The sequence below is a fragment of the Streptomyces sp. NPDC048352 genome, from assembly GCF_040651895.1.
Classification (GTDB): domain Bacteria; phylum Actinomycetota; class Actinomycetes; order Streptomycetales; family Streptomycetaceae; genus Streptomyces.
In genome coordinates this window covers 43002-64556 of record NZ_JBEZKZ010000003.1, presented here as the reverse complement: position 1 = coordinate 64556, position 21555 = coordinate 43002, and the positions used below count along the sequence as shown (strand labels likewise).

Here is a 21555-nt window from a genome sequence, read left to right as displayed (position 1 = left end):
CGTTCCACAAGCGCGAAGGGCGCCCCGATGACCCACCCCACCCCCGATCACGAGCAGCAGCCGCGTATCCCCGGCCGCCGGTACTGCGAGGTCACCCGCTACCGCACGGAGACGACCACGATCAACGGCATCTCCGCGACCGAAGAGGTGCCGTACACCACGTGGGAGCCGGTACCGCCGCGCGACTGGGACGGCATGGTCATCCGTGGCGTGACCGCCGGCGCAGTCGGCGTCACCCTCCTCGCCACCACCAGCACGGCCGCCGCCATCGGTGGCCTGCTGGACAAGACGGTGCCCGCCCCGGTCGCGTACGCCGCAGCCGTGGTGTTCACCGTCCCGTGGCTTGCCTGTCAGGGCGTCGAGTACGTCCTGCGCCGCGAGCCGGACCGCGCCCGGAAGGCCCGGATCGCTGGGTGGGTCCTACTGATCATCTCCATGGCCACCGTCGTCGCGTACGGCGTCGACAAGGGCGAGCCCATCGCGGGTGCGGCTGGCGCAGCGGTCGACCTCATGTCCAAGGGCATGTGGGTCCTTGTGCTCAGCCTCCACGCCGTGCCGCTCTCCAGGGGCGTGGCGAACTGGCTCCGCCAGCGCAAGGAGAAGCTGACCGCCGAAGCCGTGGTGGCCGCCGACATCCGACGGCAGGACCAGTTCGAGGCGTACATGCGCGCGGTCTTCCCCAACTACGAGACCGTCCAGGCCATCACGACCGTGGCGGAGCAGCCTGCGCTGCAGAGCGGCACCCCCGTGCAGACCGTTGTGTCCGGACAGGCTCCGTCCGCGTCCGTGTCCGGACATGCCTCCGTACCTGCGCCGGTCCCGGCCGCGGCTCCCACTCCGCAGCCCGCCCCGATCGCGCAGCCGACCGCCCCGGCCACGGCCGCCGCACCCGTACCGGTCTCCGCTCCTTCGGTCCCTCCGGTCCCTCCGGCGACCACTCAGGGCGACGAGCAGCAAGCCCCGGCCGATACGCCCGTCCCGCCGACTCCGCCGACTGACCCGACTACCGGCACCGCACGGCCCCCGCTGCGCGCCGTGGGCGCCCCCACCAAGTCAGACACCATCCGGGCCGCCCTGGCGGCCAACTCCTCCATCTCCGACGCGGCCCTGATCCAGCGCGTCAACGAGGTGCACGGCGAAGACTCGAAGAACCTCGACACCGTGCCCCGGACGCGCCGCCGGATCGAGGACAAGCTCAAAAAGAAGGCGTCATGATTTACCTCTTCCTCGGGGCCGGCCTCCTCGGCCTGGCCTTCGCCCTGTACGGGCGACACGGCGACATCCGGTTCGTCGGCGGCCTCGCGGCCGCCGCCGGGCTGGTGACCGCGCTCCTGAACTGGGGTGCCTGGTGACCGCCGCCCCTGGAGCCGACGAGCTCCGCGTCCGGGGGATCCTCCTCCGGCGCGGCCTCGGGCTCAACGACATGCCTCCCGTCCCGCACCGTGCCGACGAGGACGACGACCCCGAGCGCTGCCGCCTCGAGGACGACGTCGCCCAGGACCAGCCCGCCGCCGGTCTCCTCGTAGCCCTCCTCAACTGGGGGGCATGGTGAGTGACACGACCGAGGAGGAGACCCGCGAGGTCGACACCCGGGACGACGAGCGCCCGTTCCGCGTGCGCGACGTCTTCCAGTTCGGCCGCACGGGCACTCCGGAGACGGACGAAGAGGCTGCCGACGAGGAGGCCGCGCCGGAGGAGGGCGCCGACGAGGAGACCGCGCCCGAGGCGCTGACCATCCCGGCGGCCCGGGTGGGCCGGGCGGCCCGCCTGGACAACCACCACGTGCCCGACTGGTGGAACCCCGCCAAGGACATCACCCTCGCCGCGCCTACGGGCCAGGCGTGCCAGCACCCGAACCCCTACACCTTCCGGATCGAGTCGACGGGCGAGGTCGTCCCCCACTGGTGCCCGGACTGCAAGACCGACCTCACCCCGGACGTCCCGGAGGCCAAGCCCGCGCCGACGGCGCCCGCGCGCCCGCCCGGCAAGCCGTGCCAGCACCCGGAGCCGCACGAGGTCCGCAGCAAGGTCACCGGGCAGCTCGTCGCGTTCTGGTGCGCCGACTGCGAGACCCAGCTCGACGTCCCCGAGGACTACGACGAACTCACCGACGTTACCGAGGGGGACGGCGAGGATGGCGACGGGGGAGAGGACGGCCAGCCCGTTGACGAGGTCCCGCCCTCGATCCGTAGACGCTGGGGGCAGGGCCTCCGGGGCACCGGTGGCAAGTCCTACAGCCGCCCCGTCTACGGCAAGGACTCCGCGGAGCAGAAGAAGGCTCTGATCGAGGTCTGGGGCCAGATGCCCCGCAAGACCCGGCACCTGCTCTACAACGGCAGCGCGCTCGGGGGCGGCTTCTACCTCGGCGTCCCGCAGTTCTTCACCGCAGAGGTCGCCTACCTGGTCGACACCTACGGCTCCTGGACGGACTTCTACGTCTGCGTCTGGTACGGCGTCGCGGTCGCCATCTGGGTCCTGGACTACCGCACCCGTGGCTGGTTCCCGGTCTTCGCCTGGGCCACCCGCATCCCGCTCGTCTCGATGATCGTCGGCGTGCTGCTGTACGGCAACCCGGCCGCCTGACCACCCACCCCCTGAACGGAAAGCAGCATGAGCAGCAGCCTGATCCCCGCTTTCGGCGCCGCCGGCCTCGCCCTCGGCCTGACCGGCTTCCTTTGGTTCGGCACCTCCAGCGGTGGCAAGGTCAAGCCGCTCGGCTGGTGGTGGACCCTGTTCCTGGCCATGGTCGCCGGTGCCTCGTACAAGGCGGCAGGGCCGCCGTTCGACCTCGTGTCCAGCTTCGTCAACGACTTGCTCGGCCTGTTCGGTGACGTCATTCCCGGCACCACCATGGCGGGCATCGCCCTGTTCCTCACCGGCGTGATCCTCTACAAGAAGCTCACGACCCGGCAGGTGGCCGTGATCGGCATCATCTACTGGTACGTCGCCTCCGGCGCGGGCGGAGGGTTCTCCCTCGTCGCCGAGAAGATCGACACGATCATGCAGAGCTTCGCCTGATGGCCGCGCACCTCCACGTCGTCCCCGCCCCCGAGCCCGAGGTGCCGGGGGCGGGGGAGCGGCCTGTCCTGGTCCCCGCCCCGGCCGCGGCCGTCATCGCGCCCCGCCGGGCGCGCGAGCCGGACGCCGGCCGCGACCAGCACGACGACGAGCCCGACGAGAGCGCAGCCCACGGCCCGGACGAGGCCGACGAGGACCACGTCCAGGACCACGACGACGAGGCGGGAGAGTACGACGACGAGGACGACGCGGGGGAGTACGACGAGGACGAGGAGGCGCCGGCGAGGCGCGGCTACATGACGGTCCCGGACCTCCGTCCGTACGTCGACCCGCGCCCCCTCCGCGAGCTTGGCCCCCTCGCCGTGGAGGTCGGGAGGACCGCCGGCCCCCCGCTGCTGCGCGCGGTCGGCAGGCTCCTGCGCGACCTGGGCCGGATGCTCTCGTGGTACGGCCGGGGGATCGGCGTGCTCCTGGTCCTCCTCGCCGGATGGCTGTCCGGCAGGTACGGCAAGCGCGGCAGTCTCGGAGCGCGCTTCGCTGGGGTGGCCTTCCTCGTGTACGCCGTCGTCAGGCTGTCCATCCAGTACCCCTACGCGCCATGGATCGCCTGCTTCCTGGCGCTCGCGGCCACCGTCGCGGCCTCCATGGGTGCCATCGAGATTCCCGTGAGCAAGCCCACGAAGAAGGAGTCCGGCAAGGGGAAGGGGTCCAAGGGCAAGGCCGACCAGGCCCCCGCGCAGGACAAGACCGCCCCGGCCGAGGACTCCCCGGAGGACGCCGACGAGGTTTCCAAGGACAAGCCGGCCGAGGCTCCCCGCGCGGCCTGGGCGGCCCGCCTGTTCCGTCGCTCGGCAGCCCCTGCCGAGGCCCCCGCCGAACTCCTCGACGGCACCCCCGACGAGGACGACGAGGAGGGGCCGGAGGAGTCCCCCGAGGACATCGAGGAGGAACCCCCGGCGGCCCCCCTGGAGGACCCCCTGACCGCCCTCCTGCGGGACGCGATCGGGGGCGAGAACGGGGTGCACCTGGAGGACCTCCGCCCCCTCATGCGGAAGGGCCTCCCCGGCCTCTCCCAGGCCACCGACAAGGAGCTGCGGGAGCACCTCATCCAGGCCGGCTACAACCCCACCCGTAAGTTCCGCGCCAGGGGGGTCGCCGGGCGGGCCGGAGTGCACCGCACAGACCTCCCTCCCCTCCCCTCCCCAGAGGGGACCCCAGGAGCGGCCGGTGACCACTCTCCACCCACTCTCCACCCCTCCCGACCTGCGAACTCTCCGGGGAGCGGAGAGCAACGGAGAGAGGCCGGAGAGAGGCCGGAGAGGTGGACAGCGGAGGAGAAGGCACGCGGGTTCCGGTCCGTCCCGGACCCCGAGCGGGGGCCGTCCGCGTCGAGGATCGAGCCCTGGCGGGGCTGACCCACGGTGGTCGATCGGCAGCAGCACGTAGCAGTGGATCAGAGAGGTGGGCCATGATGGGGGTGATCGGATTCAAGGGAGGGGCGGTTATGAGCCACGACCAGCGCGCACACCCGGCACAGTGCTGCTGCTGCGCCCGCGCCGCAGCGGCACAGGCCGCGGCCGAGGAGCGCGAGCCGTTCCGCCTGGCCGACCTCGCCGACGTCCCCCGGAACCAGTGGATCGGCGGCGGGATCATGCTCCTCGTGGTCGTCGTCCTGATCCTGGTCCGCCACACGTAGGCCCTCCGCCCCGGGAGCCGCGCACGGTCCGCTGTGCGCGGCTCTCGCGCGTCCGAGGCCAGATACGCTCCCGGCCCCCACGGTAGGTGGAGCTGAACCGGGGACGACGAAGGGGCCGCGCACCCCCCGGTGCGCGGCCCCTTCCGGCTCGTCCCCCGCCGGTCCTCAGCCCCGGATGAGCGGGGCGCCGGCGGCCTTGACGATCCTGCCGACGTGGTTCCGGTCGTACGGGACGTGTTCCGCGATCACGCCAGGGCCCAAGGTGCGCGCGCTGTAGTTCCTGACGATCGCCTCGTGGAGGGGTCCACGGGCGTCCTCGACCTTGCCCTCGGCCTTCCTGTACGCCGCCGTCAGCTTGTCCAGCTCGGCCAGAGCAGCGGCCTGAGTCGCTTCGTCGTACTCCGGGGCCGGCGCCGCGTTCGGTCCGCGCAGCGGCGGCACCCCGGCAGCCTTGCCGAGTCGGCCGACGTGGTTGCGGTCGTAGGGGGTGTGGTCCGCGAGAACACCGGGGGGTGCACTGCGCGCCCGGAGGTGCTTGACGATGGCCTCATGCAGGGGCGTGCGGGCCTTTTCGAGGTTGTCCTCAGCCTTGGTGAACGCCTTGGTCAGCCGTTCCAACTCGGCCGCTGCGGCTTTCGCTGCCGCCTCGTCTGCGGGTGCGGGGTCGTGGGTCGCCATGTCGGCAGTGTGTCACATCAGGTTGCAACCTGGTACCGCTTCCGCGTGTCGCACGCCCCCTCACATTGCAACTTGACATCGCAACATGAGGATGCAACGCTATGTGTGTTGGGTGGGTGAACAGCCCACCCCCGCACCGAGGAGGACCCCATGGCCCAGACGCTCGCCGAGATCGCAGCCGACATGACCCCCCGCATGACCGAGGCCGTCGTCTTCTGGGGCGACCGCAACCCCCAGGGCAGCGCCGCCCGCACCAACCTGGGCCGGGGAGGCGGCACCCACGGAGCCGTCCACCGCCGCGGCCTCATCGCCGAGGGCCACGACGAGCGCGGGGGCACCGGCTACTTCCTCAGCCCCCTCGGCTGGGCCCTCTACACCCACCTCACCGGCAAGCCTCGCCCCGCCGACACCGGCCGCCTGACCCCGGCGGAAGCGCTCGCGGAGGCGTACGGCACCGATACCGCCGAGGCGCCGGCCGCTCCCCCGGCCGCGCGCCGCTACCTCGCGGACTACGCGACCACCCTCGACGGGGAGCGGCGCGTCCAGCGCATCACGGTGACCCTGGAGGGCGAGACCACCCCGGTCCTGGACGAGGAGCTGGCCTACGACCCGCAGCGCAACGCCGCCCGCGCGCTGGAGGCCCTGGGTTGGACGATCACAGGCATGGAGACGTACGGCGGCCCGTGCCTGTTCCGGGCCTGGGTCACCCCCTCCACCGTCCAGGCCGCCCCGCTCCTCATGCCCGACCAGGCGCGCGGCATCGTGATGCAGGTCCACGCCGACGCGAACGACTTCCGGACCGTCGAGGACGCGACCGGCAAGCTCCTGGGCTACACCTTCCGCTCCACCACCACCCCGGCCACCCGGTACGGGTTCATCACCCTCGACCGCACGTTCTCCATGGCCCTGGAGCCCACCCGGGAGGACGCCGCCGCGACGCTGCCGACCGCCGTCCTGTCCGACGAGCGGCACGCCAACCGCCGGGACCCCGCCGCCCAGCGCGCCGCCGCCCTGGCCGAACAGCGGGCGAAGGCCACCGCCGCCCGCGCCACCTACCGCGCGACGATGGACGACCGCAGCGCCGCCGAGGCACACCGCCACGGCGCCACCTTGCCCCCGGCGACCGTCGACCGCATCGCGGAGCGCATGGCCGAGCCCGGCCAGCCCGGCCCCTTCAAGCCCGGCGACTTGATCGTGTGCGCGGACGGCAAGGTGCGCACTGTCTCCGCCATGGCCCCGGAGTTCGCCGGCGAACCGCTGCGCGTGATCGTGGAGGGCGGCGCCCAGTGGATCGCGAGCGAGTGCGAGCACGCCCGGGAGCTGGAACTGCACGCCCCCGAGGGCTGCACCGGCCCCCGTGCCCTGTGCGGCTACGCCGACCACCTCGCCCCGGCCCGCCAGGACGGCACCCTCGACGTCCACGAGCGCACCCCGGGCACCATGGGCCACTGCCCCGGCAGCCTCCTGACCCCGCGCGCCCACCGCGAGGAGCTGACCCGCCGCCACACCACCGCGTTCAGCTACAACCCGCCGCTCCCGAACTTCCTCGCCACCACGGCCAAGGCCGGTGACGTCGTGGAGCTGGACGGCGAGACGTTCACCGTGACGGACTGCCAGCCGCACGAGCACAACCCGCACTTCGTGAGCCTGGTCCTGGACGGGTGCGCCTACCCGGTCCAGTTCGAGGTGAGCGACCGGATCACCTTCCGGCGCCGTGTCCGACGCCACGATGTCCGCTGCCAGGAGTGCGGGGTGTACGTGGTGGAGTCCAGTGACGAGGCAGCGGACGGCGTCCCGTTCCAGCGCCTTTGCGGGGTGTGCGACCACCCGGACGCCCTCAACCCGGAGCACCGCGCCGCCGTCCTGGAGGAGGCCGTCGCCCGCATCACCGCCCGCGCCGCGTACGCCTCCTCCGCCGTTTTCCAGCCCGTGGGTGCCCCCGACCGTGACCGGCCGGTCGGCTGGACCTTCCGCACCGGCTACGGCACCCAGGCCGCTTACGGGTGGGTGACCGCGTACGGGCGCCTGATCTCCCAGGTGGGCACGGAGTACCGGTGGCAGTCCGAGCGCGCCGTCCTCGACCACCACGAGGCCGGCACCCTGGCCCCCACGAGCCACGACCTGATGCCCGCGCTCGCCGAGCGCCCGGTCGCGGAGATCCGCCGGGGCCTGGACGCCCTGCGTGCGAGCGACAGCACCCCGCACGAGAACGCCCCGGCCCGGAGGGTCGTGGAGGGCGTGATCGTCCAGCACGACGGCGCCACGGAGGGATGCGTGCCCCGCGACGTCGAGCACCCGGACGTGCTCGCCGCGCGCCGCGCGCTCGCCGGCCTCGCCGCCGCGCGCCTGACGGACCACCACGACGTCTCCGAGCCGACCGAGGAGGGGCAGGACGTACGCGGGTACATGGTCAACCCGCGCGGACAGGGCCGGGTGGCCATCTACTGGCTGGAGGGCGGGGCGATCATCCGCCGGGACACGCCGCTGCACGGCGCGGCCCTGGACTGCCTGGAGGACCGGATGCGCCGGCAGGGCTGGGAGACGGAGCGCATGGGCCGGTCCGCCTCGTGCCTGTTCGCCCACGTGCCGGACGCGCAGCGCCAGGGGTGACACCCCGGCCCCGGTAGCCGCCCAGGACGCCCCGCCCCGCCCGAGGACCGGGGCGTCCCGTCGTTGCGGCCGGCGCCTCGTGACCCGCAGGGGTGAAGGTGGTCCACGGACCTCCTTGCACCTTGACATTGCAACCTCATGTTGCAACACTATGGGTATCGGGACGGACGAACGGACCGCCCCACAAACCCAGGAGGACACCATGGCCGCCACCACCGCCACCGCCCAGTACGCCCCGGCCCAGGTCGGCAACGGCCGGACCGCCCACAAGACGGACGCCGAGCAGTTCAGGACGGACACCCTGTGCGAGCGGACGGTGTCCCGGGTCCTGACAACCGCCGAGGCCACCAAGATGAAGGAGTGCGTCGCCTGCAACCGGATCGCCGAGGAGCGCGCCGCCGCCCCGACCGAGCAGGTCGAGGAGACCCCGGCCGCCGAGGTTGAGACCCTGGAGGTCGAGGAGACCGAGGCGCCGGCCGCCGAGGAGCCCGCCGTCCCGGCCACCGCCGAGGAGGCCCCGGAGGTGGACGAGGTCGAGCCCGTCGTCGCCGAGCTGGTCCAGGTCGAGGCGCCCGCCCAGGTGGAGGACGCCCCGGAGGCGGACGACATCGAGCCCGCCCCGGCCGCGCTGGTCCAGGTGACCGCGTACACCGCCGCCGTGGAGGTCCTGCACGCCAACGGCCAGGACAACGACGAGCGGGTCCTGACCCTGGACGCGGACGCCGTGGTGGAGACCGTGGCCAAGATGCGCCGGATGTCCCGCTGGAACGCCGCGCAGGAGCGGTTCACGGTGAACAAGGTGGCCGTGATCGTCGCCCGGGACGCCCAGGGCGAGCGGGTGTGGGTGCGCGGAGAGGCCGCCCCGATCCGGGTGGACTTCACCGGCGCCCCGATCGCGGAGGACGCCCCCGCCGAGGCCGGCACCGTGGACATGGCCGCCGTCCTGGCCGCCACCCGGCCGCTGCGCCGCCGCGCGGAGGTCCAGCGCGTCATCGACAACCGCACCAACGCCATGGCCCAGAGCGCCCCGGCCGCGACCCCGGTCCAGGAGCCCGCCCCGGCCCCCGTGGTCGAGGAGACCCCGGAGCCCGCCCCGATCGAGGAGGACGTCACCTACGACGCCCCGCAGTGGCGCACGCTCAAGGGCCTGGAGGCACCGTTCCAGCTCTACGGCACCCGGTCGGGCAAGTGGTTCCGCCCCTCCGGCGACCGCAAGCAGTGCACCGGGGACCCGCTGGACATCGTCCGCACCTGGGTTGCGACCGGCGCCCGCTACGCCCAGGACGCGGCCGGCGACACGCACAGCCTCGGTGGCACGGCCACCCGCTACTGGATCGCCACCCCCACCGCCTGACCACCCGGCACCGCCACGGACGCCCCGCCTCGCCCGCCGAGGACGGGGCGACCGGCCGTTCAGGGGTGTTCAGAGGTGTTCAGCGAACACCGGCGAACAGTGCCGAACACCGCACCGGTGACGCCCGGATGACCCGCCCGGGTGAAAGGCCCCGCACCCCCTTCTTGCAACTTGACGTTGCATCCTCATGTTGCAACACTATGGGTATCGGGAAGGGCGAGGGGCCTGGACCAGACGGAAGGACGACGGGATGAACAGCACCGCCAAGACCGCGCAGATGATGGCCCGCCTCGCCGACGCCGAGACCGCCGCGAAGGTCGCCGGCCGCGAGGAGACCCGCACCGCCACCCGCGCCGACCGCGCCGCCGCCCGCCTGACCGCCGCCCGCACCGCCGCCGCCACGGCCCGCCGCGAGCTGCGCACCGCGATCCGCACCGGCAAGGGCCAGGCCGCCGCCGAGCGCCGCGTGGAGCGTCTGACCGCCCGCTGCGCCACCCTGGCCACCGTCGCCCAGGACGCCAAGGCCGAGGCCACCGCCGCCCGCCGCGCCGCGCGCACCGCGACCCGCCGCCTGGACACCCTCGCCCGCCGCGCCGCCCGCAGCGCCGCCCACACCGTGAGCGAGATCGCCGAGCGCCTGGGCCGCACCGCCCTGACCGCCGCCCCGGCCGCCGACCCGGTCCTGCCCGCCGAGGAGCTGCCCGCCGTCGAGGAGATCGAGGAGCACGCCGACCGCTTCGCGGAGCTGGACGCGAAGGCCAAGACCTACGCGAAGGCCGCCGACGCCGAGAAGAAGTGGCTGCGACAGATCCCGGTGGGCACCTTCGGCCGCGTGACCGTCGCCCGCACCCCCGGCGGCAGCGTCCTGGACGGCGACCAGGTCGCCCTGGACTACGCGGACCAGGGCCTGATCCCGCCGCGTAAGGGCCGGAAGGACACGTTCAAGGTCGCCGTGGCCGCCGCCCCGGCCCCCCTGGTCCTCGCCCCCGCCGCCTGACCCACCCCGTCCGGCCGGGCCCCGCACCGGGGCCCGGTCCCCCCACCCTCCGGAGAGGACACCCGCCATGACGACCCAGACCTTCACCTTCCCGTCCGGCGCCACCGTGGAGCTGCCCCAGGGCATGACCGTGTGCCAGAGCCCGCAGACCGTCACCTACGACTGCGCGCGGGTGGTGCCGGTGGCCAAGACTCCCGCCGGACGGTCGGTGTTCACCTCCTTCTCCTGCGCCGCCTACTCCCGCGCAGCCGACGTCCTGAGCCAGCGCAAGGAGGTGGCCGAGCGCGAGCGTTACGTGCACCTCGCGGCGAGCAGGGGCCGGCGAACCGACCGGCTGGAGGAGTACCGGGACCACCACGCCCGGGTCCTCGACCGGACGCTCGCGGAGTACGCGCGCGACCCGGCCCCCTGTACCTGCGCCTGACCCACCCCGGCCGGGCGCCCCACCGCGCCCGGCCCTCACCCCGAGGAACGGAGAGCCCCCGATGTCGCACCTGCCCCGCACGATCCCGGCCGCCGCGCTGGACAGCCTGACCGCCGCCCTGGCCGCTGCCGGTCTGGAACTGGGCCCGATCAAGCCCGGTACCCGGGTCACCCGCACCGTCCAGCACGCGGGCGCCTGCTGGGAGCTGACGTACATGGGCGCCCGGTACGGGTGGCGCCTCGTCGGCCCCGGCGCGGAGCATGGCGTCGGCGTGCTGGACGGCGAGGAGGCCGCGGAGCGCATCACCGCCCCGCCGGCCGTGGAGCTCCCGGCCCGCACGGTCCACGTGCGTATCGGCACCCACCGCACGGCCTACCACCCGGACTCCGCCTGCCCGGCCTTGAACGGCAAGCCCGAGATGTACCGGGGCCAGGAGGTCATGCCCGAGCACCATGCGCAGGCGCGCGGCCTGGTCCTGTGCGGCCAATGCGACGCCCTCCTGACCACCGTCCCCCGCACGTACGCCGGAGTGCCCGTGCCGGCGATGGTGCGCGGGTCCTGGACCGCCCCGCTCGCGGACGGGTGGCGCCTGGGCGTCCGCTCGACCCTCGCCGCCTCCTGACCACCCCACACCCCCACCGCCGAGAGGACCCACCATGGTTGCCGCCCTGTACTCCGTGAGCGCCGTCCGGATCGAGAACGGCGAGCGCGCCGCCCTGCTGCGCTTCGACACCACCACCGCGCTCCCGGACCTGCCGGAGCTGCTGGCCGCGTACGCCGCCCACTACGCGGACCAGGACGACGTCCTGGTGGACGTGTCCGCCGCCCCCGCCGCCTGACCCGCCCCGGGCCGGGCGTCCCCTCCGCCCGGCCCTTCCGGCACGCACCCCCATGTCGCAACTTGACGTTGCAACATGAGGGTGCAACCATGTGTGTGGAGGGAGGCACCGAGCCCCCCGGAACCAGGAGCAGCGCCATGACGACGTACATCGACGCCCGTTACGTGTCCGCCGAGCTCAAGCGCCAGCTGACCGCCGCCTTCCCCGGCGCGAAGTTCTCCGTCCGCCGGGGGAAGGGCACCGGGTCCGCGAGCATCGACGTGACGTGGACGGACGGCCCGTCCGACACCGACGTCGCCGCCATCGCCCGCCCCATGCAGGGGTCCTCCTGGAACGGCTACGACGAGCGTTACGAGTCGACCGGCAACGAGGTGACCGTCACCATCGACGGCAAGCGCGTCACCGGGAAGCCCGTGGTCGACCACATGAGCCTCCACCAGGAGGTGTCCGACGAGGCGCGCGCCGAGGCCCTGGCCCTGTGGAAGGCCGCCAACGGCGAGGACACCGACACCCAGGCCACGAACGGCGGCTTCACCTGCGAAGGCGAGTTCATCGGCGGGTCCTGGGGTGTGAACCAGGTGCTCGACATTGCCCGGAAGGTGGTCCTGCCGCGCCGCTGGAAGGCCGCCCAAGAGGCCGCGGCCGTTGCCGCCCCGGAGCCCGCCGCCCCGGCCGAGCCCGCCCCCGCCGCGCTGTTCGGCCCCGGCATCGACGCGACCCACACCGAGGAGGAGGGCATCGTCGTGCGCGGCACCCGCCGGGGCGACGGGTCCGCGCCCGTGCTGCGCGACCAGGGTCTGAAGTGGCACCGGAAGGAGGGGTACTGGTACCTCCCCGGCACCCGGGGCGCGGCCGGCGCCGAGCGGCTGGACGCAGTCCGCGACGCGCTCCGCGCGGCCGGCCTGTTCCCGGCCCCGACGGGGGTCCTCGAGGCGGCGCCCGCCGCCGACCCGGCCGAGGAGGCGCCCGCCGTCGAGGAGGTCGCCAGCGACGCCCCGGCCGAGGAGCCGGGCAACGGCCTGGAGGCTGGGGCGCACCGGATCACGAACACCGGGGAGGGCATCGACGGGCCCGGCAGCGCGTACGCGTTCCGGTGCCTGGTGTGCGACAAGCGGGCCCGCCTCGTGGAGTTCGGGGACTTCCCGTGCACCGACGAGGCGGAGGACGCCTACCTGCTGGAGGTGGCCGCGCGCCTGCTGGACGACGTCGGCCTCCGGGGCGCGGACGTGTTCCACGTGATCGGTGGCCCGGAGGACACGGCCCCGCTGCAGAGCCGCGCGGAGGCGACCCGGTTCCTGGCCGCTCAGCTCCAGTTCGGGGCCACGCATCACTGGTACGAGGGGGAGCTGAGGCTGGCCCGGGGTGGCAGGACGGCGGCCTACATCAAGCCCGCCCCGGCCCCGCAGCCCTGCGACCAGCGGGCGCCGGAGACGTACCGGGGCGTGCCCGTGCCGGCGCACGTGGCCGGTGCCTGGGGTGAGCAGGGGGCGGGGGCCGCGTGGCGTGAGGGGGTGGACGCGGCCCTGACGTTCGCGGTCCTGGCCCGCGCCGCCAACTGACCCCACCCGACACTCCGAAGCACCACGTTGCAACTTGACGTTGCAACGTGGTGTTGTCATTATGTGGGGGTGAGGACGCGCACCGCGCCCCCGCCCCCACCTGCGAAGGAGCCCCCGTGGCACTGATGACCGCCCCCACCACCCCGACCGTGGCCATCGCCCGCGAGCTGCGCCGCCTCGGCCTGGCCCAGGGCGCCGGGAAGGACTTCCGGGTCACCGGCCACTACGTCAACGGGGAGCGCAGCCACACCTACGTGCTGCTGCTCACCCGGCACGCGCAGGAGGTCGTCACCGCGAACGCGGACCTGATCGAGGAGCGCATCGGCGAGGGCCCGTTCCCGTTCCGGGTGTCCGTCCGGTACTTCGGCACCGACCGGCCGACCGCGAGCATCGCCAACGCGGGCGACCGCGTCCGGGAGACCCCGGCCGCCGCCGAGGAGCCCGCCCCGGCCGTCGAGGAGGCGCCGGCCGCCGCGCCCGCCGCCCCGGCCGCCCAGTTCCGCACCGGCGACATCGTGGCCGTGGACGGGCGCCCCGGCGACTGGGAGCTGATGACCCCGGCCGGGGATGCCTGGGAGGTCGAGCCCGCCCAGGACGGGGACCGGGAGCGCACCATCGTCCCGGCCGCCGCGCTGCGCCCCCTCGCCGATGCCCCGCACGTCCGCCGGGGTGACCTGGTGATGCAGAACTACGCGGAGCAGTGGCAGGCCGCCGTGGTGGGCAACGTGTACCGCCTCGGCCGGTGGGTCGCGGTCAAGGCCCACCCCGCCACCGAGCACGCCCCGGCCTGGACTCAGTTGGACGACGTGGAGAGCCTGGTCGTGGTCACCGCCGAGCAGGTGGAGAGCGCCGTCCGGCTGGACGTGGTGGCCGGCGACCACCGGGGCCGGATCATCCAGGCCGTGGTCACCCGCCACGCGGGGAAGTTCCGGGTGACGTGCTCGTGCAAGGACGGCCTTGAGGTGTGCCGGACCGGCCGTCAGGTCGGATGGTGCAGCAGCCTGGAGGCCGCCCGGGAGCTGTGGGAGTGGCACGCCGCCGGGAGCGTGGGCCCGGCCCCGGCCGACCGCCTGCCCGCGCCTGCCGCCCCCGCACCCCTCCCGGTGAGCGAGACCCCCGGGGAGGAGCTGCCGACCCCGCACGCCCCCGCCGAGCCGGTCCCGGCCGTCGACTACCGGGAGCGGTACCGGCAGGAGGAGCAGGCGAAGGCCCTGGGGTGGTCCACCCGGCACGCGGACGCCGTCCGCTGGGCCGCGGCCGGGGAGCTGCTGCGCGCCGAGGACGGCAGCGCGCGCCGTGTGGCCCCCGGCAGGGCCGGGCGCAGGGTGGCCGCGGCCCTCCTGCCCCCGCTGGTCGCGGCCGGGTTCCTCGCCGACGTCGAGCGGGACGGCGTGACCGGCGTCGAGCCGACCCCGGACGGCCGCCGCGCCCTGCTGGTGTGGGACCTCCACCGGCCGGAGCCCGTGGAGCGCCCGCGCAAGAAGGAGGGTCTGCCGCTGCAACCCCTGCGGGGTGGACAGGAGGCCGCGCGCCGCTCGGCAGCGTTCCGGGCCGACGAGCAGCGGCGCCGGGTGGAGCGGGAGCGCTGGTACGCGGAGTTCGAGCAGCGGCAGGCCGCCGAGGCGTGGGAGGACCGGCTGTGGGACGCCTGGGCGCGCGTCGCCGGCATCACATACCGACTCGGTCGTAAGCGGCCCCCGGGGTGGGCCCCGACCGACGAGGAGGCCCGCCTCCACGGCCTGGATGCGGAGGTCGTCGCGGCACTGCGCGCGGAGGCGCCGGCCGCCGTCGAGGACGAGGGCCACCCGGCGGACGGGGAGCACCCCCGGCGCCACCCCGACACGCCCCACACATCCCCACGTTGCAACTTGACGTTGCAACGTGGGAGTGCAAATATCGGGGTGTCGGGGAGGGCAGACAGCCCGACCAGGAAGGGGAACGGCCATGAGCCGCACGATCCGGATTACCGGCACCGAGGACGCCGTCGCGACGACCGCCCCGGCCGCGCCCGCCGACGCGGAGGAGATCACCACCGACCCGGCGGGGGTCCCGCACCGCGCGCACGGCGCGTGCACCGCGACGTGGCGCCGGGTGCCGGTGAGCCGCAACCGCCCGGAGCTGGGCACCGCGACGGAGTTCGGACACAAGGAGTGCCGCGAGCCCGCCGCCGTCGACCGGTTCGTCCAGGTCGCCCAGAGCGGCCGGTACCGCCCCGTCTACGCCTGCCCGGCCCACGCCCGCAGCTGACCCGCCGGGCCCCGCCGCTCCCCCACCGGGGAGGGCGCCGGGCTCCCGCCCACCACCACCAGCAGCCACCCGGAGGACGACATGCGCACCGTGACCGCCCACACCCTGTCCCAGTTCACCGGCCCCGCCGGCACCGCCGGCCTGTCCTTCCGCGACGTAACGGTTCTCCTGGTGCGCATGACCGCCGCCCAAGTCCAGGGATGGAAGTGGATCGGCGACGAGTGGGCGGGCGAGGACCCCGTGGAGGGCTACGAGGTCCGCGACACCACCGGCGCCCTCCTCGGGGCGGTCCTGCCGATGGGCCACCGCGCGACCCGCCTGCACGCGGAGTTCTACGACCCGCAGGTGGACGACTTCTTCCCGGCCGGGGAGACGAACGCCGCCGTCATGACCCAGGGCATTGCCCGCGTCATCGACGCCCGCACCCGCCACGTCGGCACCGTCCCGGCCGGGGGCGGCTTCGACCTGGACGAGCCCCGCTACGTCCACCCCTGCTGGATCGGCACCTGCCCGCCGGACTGCCCGCTGTGTGACTGCGGCTGGTGGGAGCGCCAGGGCGCCCGCCCCCGCCGCCTCCAGCCCGCCAGGAGCTAACCCGCCCCGCCCTCCACGCCGGGCGCCCCCGCGCCCGGCCCCCCACACCGCACCGCCAGGAGGACCCGTGTTCCGAGAGACCATCCAGCACTCCACCGGAGTCACCGAGGGCACCGCGAGCGAGCAGCACGCCACGATGCTGCTGACCTCCGCCGTCCGCCGGGGCTACGACGTCGAGTTCACCCCGGCCGGGGGCGCGCTCATCACCTGGACCCGCCGCCTGTTCGGCGCCACCGAGAACGGCGTCGTCCGCGCAGAGAGGTCCATCAGCCTGGAGCCGCTCATGCCGGTCGGCGCCCTGTCCGCGACGACCCGCATTGACCTGGACCTGGTCGCCGGCGACCCTCGCGCCCGGTACGCGGAGAACGACGGCCGCCGGGTAATCGCTGGCCTCACGTGGGAGATCCCCGCATTCACCACCGCACGCCTCCGCGCCCGGGGCCTGGTGGTCGAGGACGGGGACCGGCTCCGCCTGTCCCTGACGGCCCGCCTGGGGCTCCTCGCCCAGGCTCACCGCACCCGCACAACCGACCCGCGCGGCTGGTACCGGCCGTCCGCCGGCGACCCGTACGGCGCGGCCGGGCTCAACCGCCCCGGCGGCCGGGCCGGGATGCTCCGGGACGGCAGCAGCTCGGCGACGTGCGCGTGCGGCGCCCTGTCCGGGTGGGGCGGGGACCGGGACGAGGCCCGTCGACTGACGCGCGATCACCGGCGCGCCGTCGCGACCTCGTTCGTTGCCGAGCACCTCGCCCGCGTCCCGGCCCCGGCCCGGTGCAACTGCGGCGGATGCGCGGAGTGCATGACCGGCTGACCCCCTAGTAACCGTCCCGCCAACGTCACCCGCGTGCCCTTTGTTGCAACTTGACGTTGCAACATAAGGATGCAAGTATCGAGACATGAGGGAGGGGCACACAGCCCGCCCCGGAAAGGACCGCCATGACCATCACCGCCACCGCCCGCGACGCCGCCACCCGCGCCCGCGCCCTGGCCTACGTCGTCCTTAGCCGCACCCCCCTCCACCGCGCCCAGGACGTGCTGATGCAGATGGTGACGCTGCTGGACACCGCCGCCGACGCGTTCGAGACCGAGGACGCCCCGGTCATGGACGGCATCACGATCACCAACACCACCCCCTTCGACGCCGCGATGGCCCTCCTGGAGTGCCAGGCCCTGGCCGAGGACAACCCGGCCGCCGGCATCGCGGACGCGGTCTTCTACTACGTCACCGCCCCCATCGGCCGCCGCCCGGTGGAGCTGCCCGCGCTCAACCCGGTGAGCCCGCAGCTCGCCCGGCAGGAGATCAGCCTCCTGACCCGCATCGCCCTGGCCGTCCACGACCTGGACGCCAGCAGCCCCGCCGACGAGACCACCCGCATCGCGTACCTGAGCGTCCTGGTGGACCTGCACCGCCAGTTCGCCCGCCTCGCGGCCACCGTCGCCGTGGACAACGCCCGCCCCTGCAACCGCCGCTGACCCCCCCCCGGGCTGCCCCACCCCGGGGCGGCCCGCCCCCGCCACCGCAGAACGGAGCAGGACCATGCGCACCTACGCCACCGCCCAGCACACCGGCACCGACCCCGGCCAGTGCGACGCCACCGCCGTCCGCACCGCCCCGGACGGAACCCGCGCGTACGTCCTCCTGGACGGCATCGGCCGCCGCGAGTCGACGCACCGCTGGGCCCTCGGCGCCGCCCGCCAGATCGCCGGCACCGCCGCCCGCCTCGGGGACGCGGAGGCCGGTCTGCGGAAGGTCTACAACCTGTGCCGGGAGGACGCCATCCATTACGGCTCCCGCCACAAGGCCGCGGCCGTGGTCGCCGTCAGGGCCCCCGGTAAGCCCCTGACGGTGGCCTGGTGCGGCGACTCCCGCGCGTACCTGCTGGAGCGCGGGATCGCGGTGCGCCTCACCGACGACCACAACAAGCGCCGCGTGTACCCGCCCACCGCCACCTATCCGTACGGCGGCGACCGGAACCACATCACCTCCTGCCTCGGCGCGGAGGCCACCGACGAGGACGTGACCAACCGCTACGGCCACCCCGCGATCGAGACTCGCACGCGGGAGATCACCGGCCCTTGCCGCCTGCTGCTCGCCTCGGACGGCGCGTACGAGCCCCACGAGGACGCCGGGCACTGCCTCTACACCGAGTGCGACGGCGACGACCTGATCCCCACCGTGCGGGACCTGGTGAACCTCGCCGTGGACACCGCCGTCAAGACCAGCCGCGCCCTGGACCCGAACCGGGTCTACGCGGACAACGCGACCGCCCTCCTAGCCGACCTGCGCCCCTGACCCCTTGTCCGGACAGTGTCCGGGCCTGTCCGCCCCCAGGACGGACAGGCCCGGTCACCCGCCCGAGCACCATGGACGAAAGGCGCCACGCATGGCAACGATCAAGATCAGCCACACCCCGGAAGACGGCACCCTGGTGGACGGCGACACCGTCAAGGGTGACGGCACCGGCGACATCCTGAAGCGCTACGGCTTCACCTGGTTCCGCTCCCTCCGGCAGTACGGCCACCGCAACAGCCGCGACCGCGCCCCGCGCGTCGTCGCCATGGAGGCCGCGGCCGAGGAGCTGCGCGCCGCCGGCCACACGGTCACCGTCGAGATCGCCGAGGAGGTCCGCCCCAACGACGTCGTGCGCGCCGACAAGCACGAGCGCCTGGAGGACCGCCGCGAGGCCCTGACCGCCAAGGGGGACAAGCTCACCCAGGAGGCCGAGGCCCTGAGGCGCCGGTCCGACGCCATGGTCGAGCACCTCCCGCTGGGACAGCCGGTCATGCCCGGCCCGCGCGGGCGCGCGCACCGCCGCCTCCTCGACCGCAGCATCGACACCGCGATCCGCTCGGCCCACACCGCCCAGGAGGCCGAGCGGATGCCCTCCCGGGTCGAGGGGTCCCGCCGCGCCGAGGCGTACAAGGAGCGCCCCGACGTCACCGCCCGCCGCGTTGACCGCCTGGAGACCGAGCTGCGCGCCCTGGACCGCCGCATGGCGAGCCTGTCCCTGTACCCGCAGACCGGCTCCGACGCGCTGCGCCGCCAGTACGAGGGAGAGCGCGCCGTCCTGGTCGAGCGGATCGCCGGCGACCGCGCCGTCCTCGACGCCGCCCGGGAGGCCGGGACGTTCGGCCGCTACTCCAAGGAGAGCGTCCACCGCGACGACCGGGTGAAGATCCGGGGCCAGTGGCGCACGGTCGCCCGCGCCAACGGCAAGACCGTGAGCGTGACGACCGGCTACTCCTGGACGGACCGCTACGGCTGGGAAGAGGTCAAGGACGTGCGCTGCCCCCACGTCCAGGACACCCCGGACAGCTGACCGGACCACGGGGCGGACGGTGCCCGGACACTGTCCGCCCCGGTTGTCCGGGGGTTGTCCTGAACAACTCCGAACAACTCCCGGGACACCCCCTGTCCGGACACTGTCCGCCCTGTCCCACCAGCAGGAACGCCCGCGCGCGGACACCCCGTCACCCTCCTGTTCCCTACCTGTCCGCCCCTGCCCGGACACCGAGTCCGGACCCGTGAAAGGACCCGAACGTGACCCTCCTGACCGTCGCCCTCCTGGCCGCTGCCTGGTGGTTCTGGAAGTGGCACCGCACCCGCACGAGGACCGGGGCCGGCGCCTCGGCCGCCGCTCGCGCCCGGCAGCTTCGGACCCCCCTGGTCCGCCTCGCCGACGCCGTCGGCATCGACACACGGGCCGGTCGGCAGGCACGCAACTGGAAGGCCGGAGCCGTGGGCGAGGAGCGCGCCGCCGCGCGCCTGGAGCCCCTCGTCAGGCAGGGCTGGACGCTGCGCTACGACCGCGCCCTCCCGCCCGGCGAGGGACCGGCCAACGTGGACGCCCTCGCGATCTCGCCCAACGGCGGCGTGTTCGTCCTGGACCCCAAGCTGTGGACCAGCCGCTACCCCGTGACCGTGCGCGTCGGCCGCGTGTGGCACGGGGACCAGGATGTCTCCGACCGCGTCACCAGCGCCCGGGACGAGGCCGCGGCCGTCGCGCGCGCCCTCGGCGTGCCGGTCGCCGCGATCGTCGCCGTCGAGGGCGCGCCCCTCGTCGGCCCCCACGGGCGGCCGGCGAGCGAGCTCGTGTTCCGGAACGTGCGCATCGTGCCGGCGGACGTGCTCCCGGCCGTCCTGCGGGAGGCCGCGCGCATCCCCGGGCAGCGGCGCGCCGCCGACCTGGTGGCCGCAGCCGACCGTGCGCTGCCGCCGTACACCCGCCGCTAACGGCGGCCTCCTCGCCCGCACCGCGCCCCACGCCCGGTGCGGGCTTCCCTGTGCCTGACCTGCCCGGACATCCCCGCAATGCAACTTGACATTGCAACCTCATGTTGCAAATATGGGTGTGTTGGAGCCCGCACCACCAGGCAGGGAGCAGCGCCATGGACTACCGCGAGACCACGGTCACCGTGTACGGCACGACCCGCACCGTGCGCACCGAGCGCACCGGCACCGTCCGCCAGATGGAGACCGCCCACACCCGCGCCGTCCGCGCCACCCTGGAGGAGCTGCACGCCGCCGGGAAGGGCAAGGCGCTGGCCGCGGCCAAGCGCGCCGCCCGCGACGCCGACGCGAAGGCCCGTAACCACCACAGCGGCCCGGACCTCATCGCCGCCCAGGACGCACACCGCGCCGTCGCCCGCATCGAGAAGCGCAAGTTCGAGGCCCCGTCCTTCCCCAACTTCAAGGCCATGACCCGCCCGCACCCCCCGGTGAAGTTCGACCTGGACCCCACCGACGCCCTGTTCGCCGACTGCCACGAGTTCATCGACCCCGACGCCCCGACCGAGGAGCCCCCGGCCGTCGAGGAGCCGCGCACCCCGATGGGCGCCCAGAACTTCCTGGCCTCCCTCCTCGCCTCCGTCCAGCCGCCCGCCCCCGTCGAGGAGCCGGCCGCCGAGGACCCCCTGGACCTGGAGGCGTTCCTGAACGACTTCTTCGACCCCGCCAAGTAGCCACCCCCGGGGCGGCCCACCGGCCGCCCCCGCCCGGCTAGCCTGACCCGACCGCACGACAACAAGGAGCTGACCATGGGAGCCCAGCAGGAGCCCACCGAGGCCATGGGCCAGTACCGGACGGAGATCCGGGGGGAGTCCTTCTACCTCACCGTCTCCGGCCCGACTGCCGAGTTCGCTCCGGAGCGCGTCGACCGTCACGTCCTCCGAATCCCCGTCGACCACGCCCCCCACATCCTGGCCGCGCTGGACCAGGTGACCGCACACAAGGGCTGGACGGGCTGGACCGGCATCCCCCGCACGGACGCACTCACCGTTGGTCGCGTCGGGGACGTTCTCGAACTGCGCCTTCCGGGGGCCGTCTACGCCCAGTCCTGGGACGACGAGGGCGGACGCGACACGTCCATCTCCACGGAGATCGCATACGCCGACGTCGCCCACCTCCACGCGCTGCTCACCCTGCACACCTGACCCGCAGTAGCCCGACTCCCGAGGGCCCGCACGCGCACACAGTCGTGTGCGGGCCCCTTGCCATCCCACAGGACGGCCACCCCCGCCGCGGCCTGCCAGTCCGGCC

General features: G+C 74.1%; 25 protein-coding genes. 23 read left to right on the top strand and 2 right to left on the bottom strand.

Translation table 11 applies throughout. The features are described 5' to 3' along the window. Positions 1-27: 27 nt before the first annotated feature. The 7 genes from AB0D45_RS02660 to AB0D45_RS02630 all read left to right on the top strand — a co-directional run bounded on the left by AB0D45_RS02660 (position 28) and on the right by AB0D45_RS02630 (position 4714). Positions 28-1215 carry a hypothetical protein gene (locus AB0D45_RS02660; protein WP_362454964.1) on the top strand — a complete coding sequence of 396 codons (1188 nt, stop codon included), beginning with the start codon at positions 28-30 and terminating at the stop codon, positions 1213-1215. Then, positions 1212-1352 carry a hypothetical protein gene (locus AB0D45_RS02655; protein WP_362454963.1) on the top strand — a complete coding sequence of 47 codons (141 nt, stop codon included), beginning with the start codon at positions 1212-1214 and terminating at the stop codon, positions 1350-1352. Before AB0D45_RS02660 ends, AB0D45_RS02655 begins: the two co-directional genes overlap by 4 nt. Then, positions 1349-1552, top strand: a complete 204-nt coding sequence (locus AB0D45_RS02650; protein ID WP_362454962.1) for a hypothetical protein — start codon at positions 1349-1351, stop codon at positions 1550-1552. The genes AB0D45_RS02655 and AB0D45_RS02650 overlap by 4 nt, the downstream gene beginning before the upstream one ends. Then, on the top strand, positions 1546-2583 hold the full coding sequence (locus AB0D45_RS02645) for a hypothetical protein (protein WP_362454961.1): 1038 nt from the start codon (positions 1546-1548) through the stop codon (positions 2581-2583). The genes AB0D45_RS02650 and AB0D45_RS02645 overlap by 7 nt, the downstream gene beginning before the upstream one ends. Before the next feature lie 27 nt (positions 2584-2610). Beyond that, positions 2611-3018 (top strand): hypothetical protein, encoded by a 408-nt coding sequence (locus AB0D45_RS02640; protein WP_362454960.1) that lies wholly within the window; start codon positions 2611-2613, stop codon positions 3016-3018. Next, positions 3018-4433 (top strand): hypothetical protein, encoded by a 1416-nt coding sequence (locus AB0D45_RS02635; RefSeq protein WP_362454959.1) that lies wholly within the window; start codon positions 3018-3020, stop codon positions 4431-4433. Before AB0D45_RS02640 ends, AB0D45_RS02635 begins: the two co-directional genes overlap by 1 nt. Positions 4434-4522: 89 nt before the next feature. After that, entirely contained in the window at positions 4523-4714 is a 192-nt protein-coding gene (locus tag AB0D45_RS02630) for a hypothetical protein (protein WP_362454958.1), read from the top strand. A gap of 165 nt (positions 4715-4879) precedes the next feature. Here AB0D45_RS02630 and AB0D45_RS02625 read toward each other — a convergent pair whose 3' ends face one another. Further along, the gene (locus tag AB0D45_RS02625; RefSeq protein ID WP_362454957.1) at positions 4880-5392 is read right to left on the bottom strand and encodes a hypothetical protein; all 513 of its coding nucleotides are present in this window, start codon (positions 5390-5392) and stop codon (positions 4880-4882) included. A gap of 150 nt (positions 5393-5542) precedes the next feature. Here AB0D45_RS02625 and AB0D45_RS02620 point away from each other — a divergent pair, with 150 nt between their 5' ends. From AB0D45_RS02620 to AB0D45_RS02590, 7 genes are all read left to right on the top strand, one after another. Then, entirely contained in the window at positions 5543-8002 is a 2460-nt protein-coding gene (locus AB0D45_RS02620; protein WP_362454956.1) for a hypothetical protein, read from the top strand. Positions 8003-8204: 202 nt separating this feature from the next. After that, complete coding sequence (locus AB0D45_RS02615; RefSeq protein WP_362454955.1) at positions 8205-9356, top strand: hypothetical protein; 1152 nt, start codon at positions 8205-8207, stop codon at positions 9354-9356. A 250-nt stretch (positions 9357-9606) separates the two neighbouring features. After that, positions 9607-10353, top strand: coding sequence for a hypothetical protein (locus tag AB0D45_RS02610; RefSeq protein WP_362454954.1), 747 nt, complete (start codon positions 9607-9609; stop codon positions 10351-10353). Between the two features lie 67 nt (positions 10354-10420). Next, a complete protein-coding gene (locus AB0D45_RS02605; protein WP_362454953.1) occupies positions 10421-10777 on the top strand; it encodes a hypothetical protein in 357 nt (118 codons plus the stop codon). A 61-nt stretch (positions 10778-10838) separates the two neighbouring features. Next, on the top strand, positions 10839-11399 hold the full coding sequence (locus AB0D45_RS02600) for a hypothetical protein (protein ID WP_362454952.1): 561 nt from the start codon (positions 10839-10841) through the stop codon (positions 11397-11399). Positions 11400-11433: 34 nt separating this feature from the next. After that, on the top strand, positions 11434-11616 hold the full coding sequence (locus tag AB0D45_RS02595; RefSeq protein WP_362454951.1) for a hypothetical protein: 183 nt from the start codon (positions 11434-11436) through the stop codon (positions 11614-11616). Between the two features lie 137 nt (positions 11617-11753). Continuing rightward, positions 11754-13175 (top strand): LPD29 domain-containing protein, encoded by a 1422-nt coding sequence (locus tag AB0D45_RS02590; RefSeq protein ID WP_362454950.1) that lies wholly within the window; start codon positions 11754-11756, stop codon positions 13173-13175. 250 nt (positions 13176-13425) lie between these two features. Here AB0D45_RS02590 and AB0D45_RS02585 read toward each other — a convergent pair whose 3' ends face one another. Next, entirely contained in the window at positions 13426-13680 is a 255-nt protein-coding gene (locus tag AB0D45_RS02585; protein ID WP_362454949.1) for a hypothetical protein, read from the bottom strand. A 1439-nt stretch (positions 13681-15119) separates the two neighbouring features. Here AB0D45_RS02585 and AB0D45_RS02580 point away from each other — a divergent pair. From AB0D45_RS02580 to AB0D45_RS02540, 9 genes are all read left to right on the top strand, one after another. Continuing rightward, positions 15120-15422 carry a hypothetical protein gene (locus AB0D45_RS02580; RefSeq protein ID WP_362454948.1) on the top strand — a complete coding sequence of 101 codons (303 nt, stop codon included), beginning with the start codon at positions 15120-15122 and terminating at the stop codon, positions 15420-15422. Between the two features lie 81 nt (positions 15423-15503). Next, the gene (locus AB0D45_RS02575) at positions 15504-16016 is read left to right on the top strand and encodes a hypothetical protein (RefSeq protein ID WP_362454947.1); all 513 of its coding nucleotides are present in this window, start codon (positions 15504-15506) and stop codon (positions 16014-16016) included. Positions 16017-16083: 67 nt separating this feature from the next. Then, positions 16084-16827 (top strand): hypothetical protein, encoded by a 744-nt coding sequence (locus AB0D45_RS02570; protein ID WP_362454946.1) that lies wholly within the window; start codon positions 16084-16086, stop codon positions 16825-16827. A gap of 125 nt (positions 16828-16952) precedes the next feature. Continuing rightward, on the top strand, positions 16953-17489 hold the full coding sequence (locus tag AB0D45_RS02565) for a hypothetical protein (protein WP_362454945.1): 537 nt from the start codon (positions 16953-16955) through the stop codon (positions 17487-17489). Positions 17490-17553: 64 nt separating this feature from the next. Continuing rightward, positions 17554-18309: a mucin-2 gene (locus tag AB0D45_RS02560; protein WP_362454944.1), complete on the top strand. Its 756-nt coding sequence runs from the start codon at positions 17554-17556 to the stop codon at positions 18307-18309. A 91-nt stretch (positions 18310-18400) separates the two neighbouring features. Further along, on the top strand, positions 18401-19336 hold the full coding sequence (locus AB0D45_RS02555; RefSeq protein WP_362454943.1) for a DUF3560 domain-containing protein: 936 nt from the start codon (positions 18401-18403) through the stop codon (positions 19334-19336). Between the two features lie 221 nt (positions 19337-19557). Beyond that, on the top strand, positions 19558-20250 hold the full coding sequence (locus AB0D45_RS02550; RefSeq protein ID WP_362454942.1) for a nuclease-related domain-containing protein: 693 nt from the start codon (positions 19558-19560) through the stop codon (positions 20248-20250). A gap of 155 nt (positions 20251-20405) precedes the next feature. Next, the gene (locus AB0D45_RS02545; RefSeq protein WP_362454941.1) at positions 20406-20978 is read left to right on the top strand and encodes a hypothetical protein; all 573 of its coding nucleotides are present in this window, start codon (positions 20406-20408) and stop codon (positions 20976-20978) included. A gap of 75 nt (positions 20979-21053) precedes the next feature. Beyond that, entirely contained in the window at positions 21054-21449 is a 396-nt protein-coding gene (locus AB0D45_RS02540; RefSeq protein WP_362454940.1) for a hypothetical protein, read from the top strand. The last annotated feature ends 106 nt before the right edge of the window (positions 21450-21555 follow it).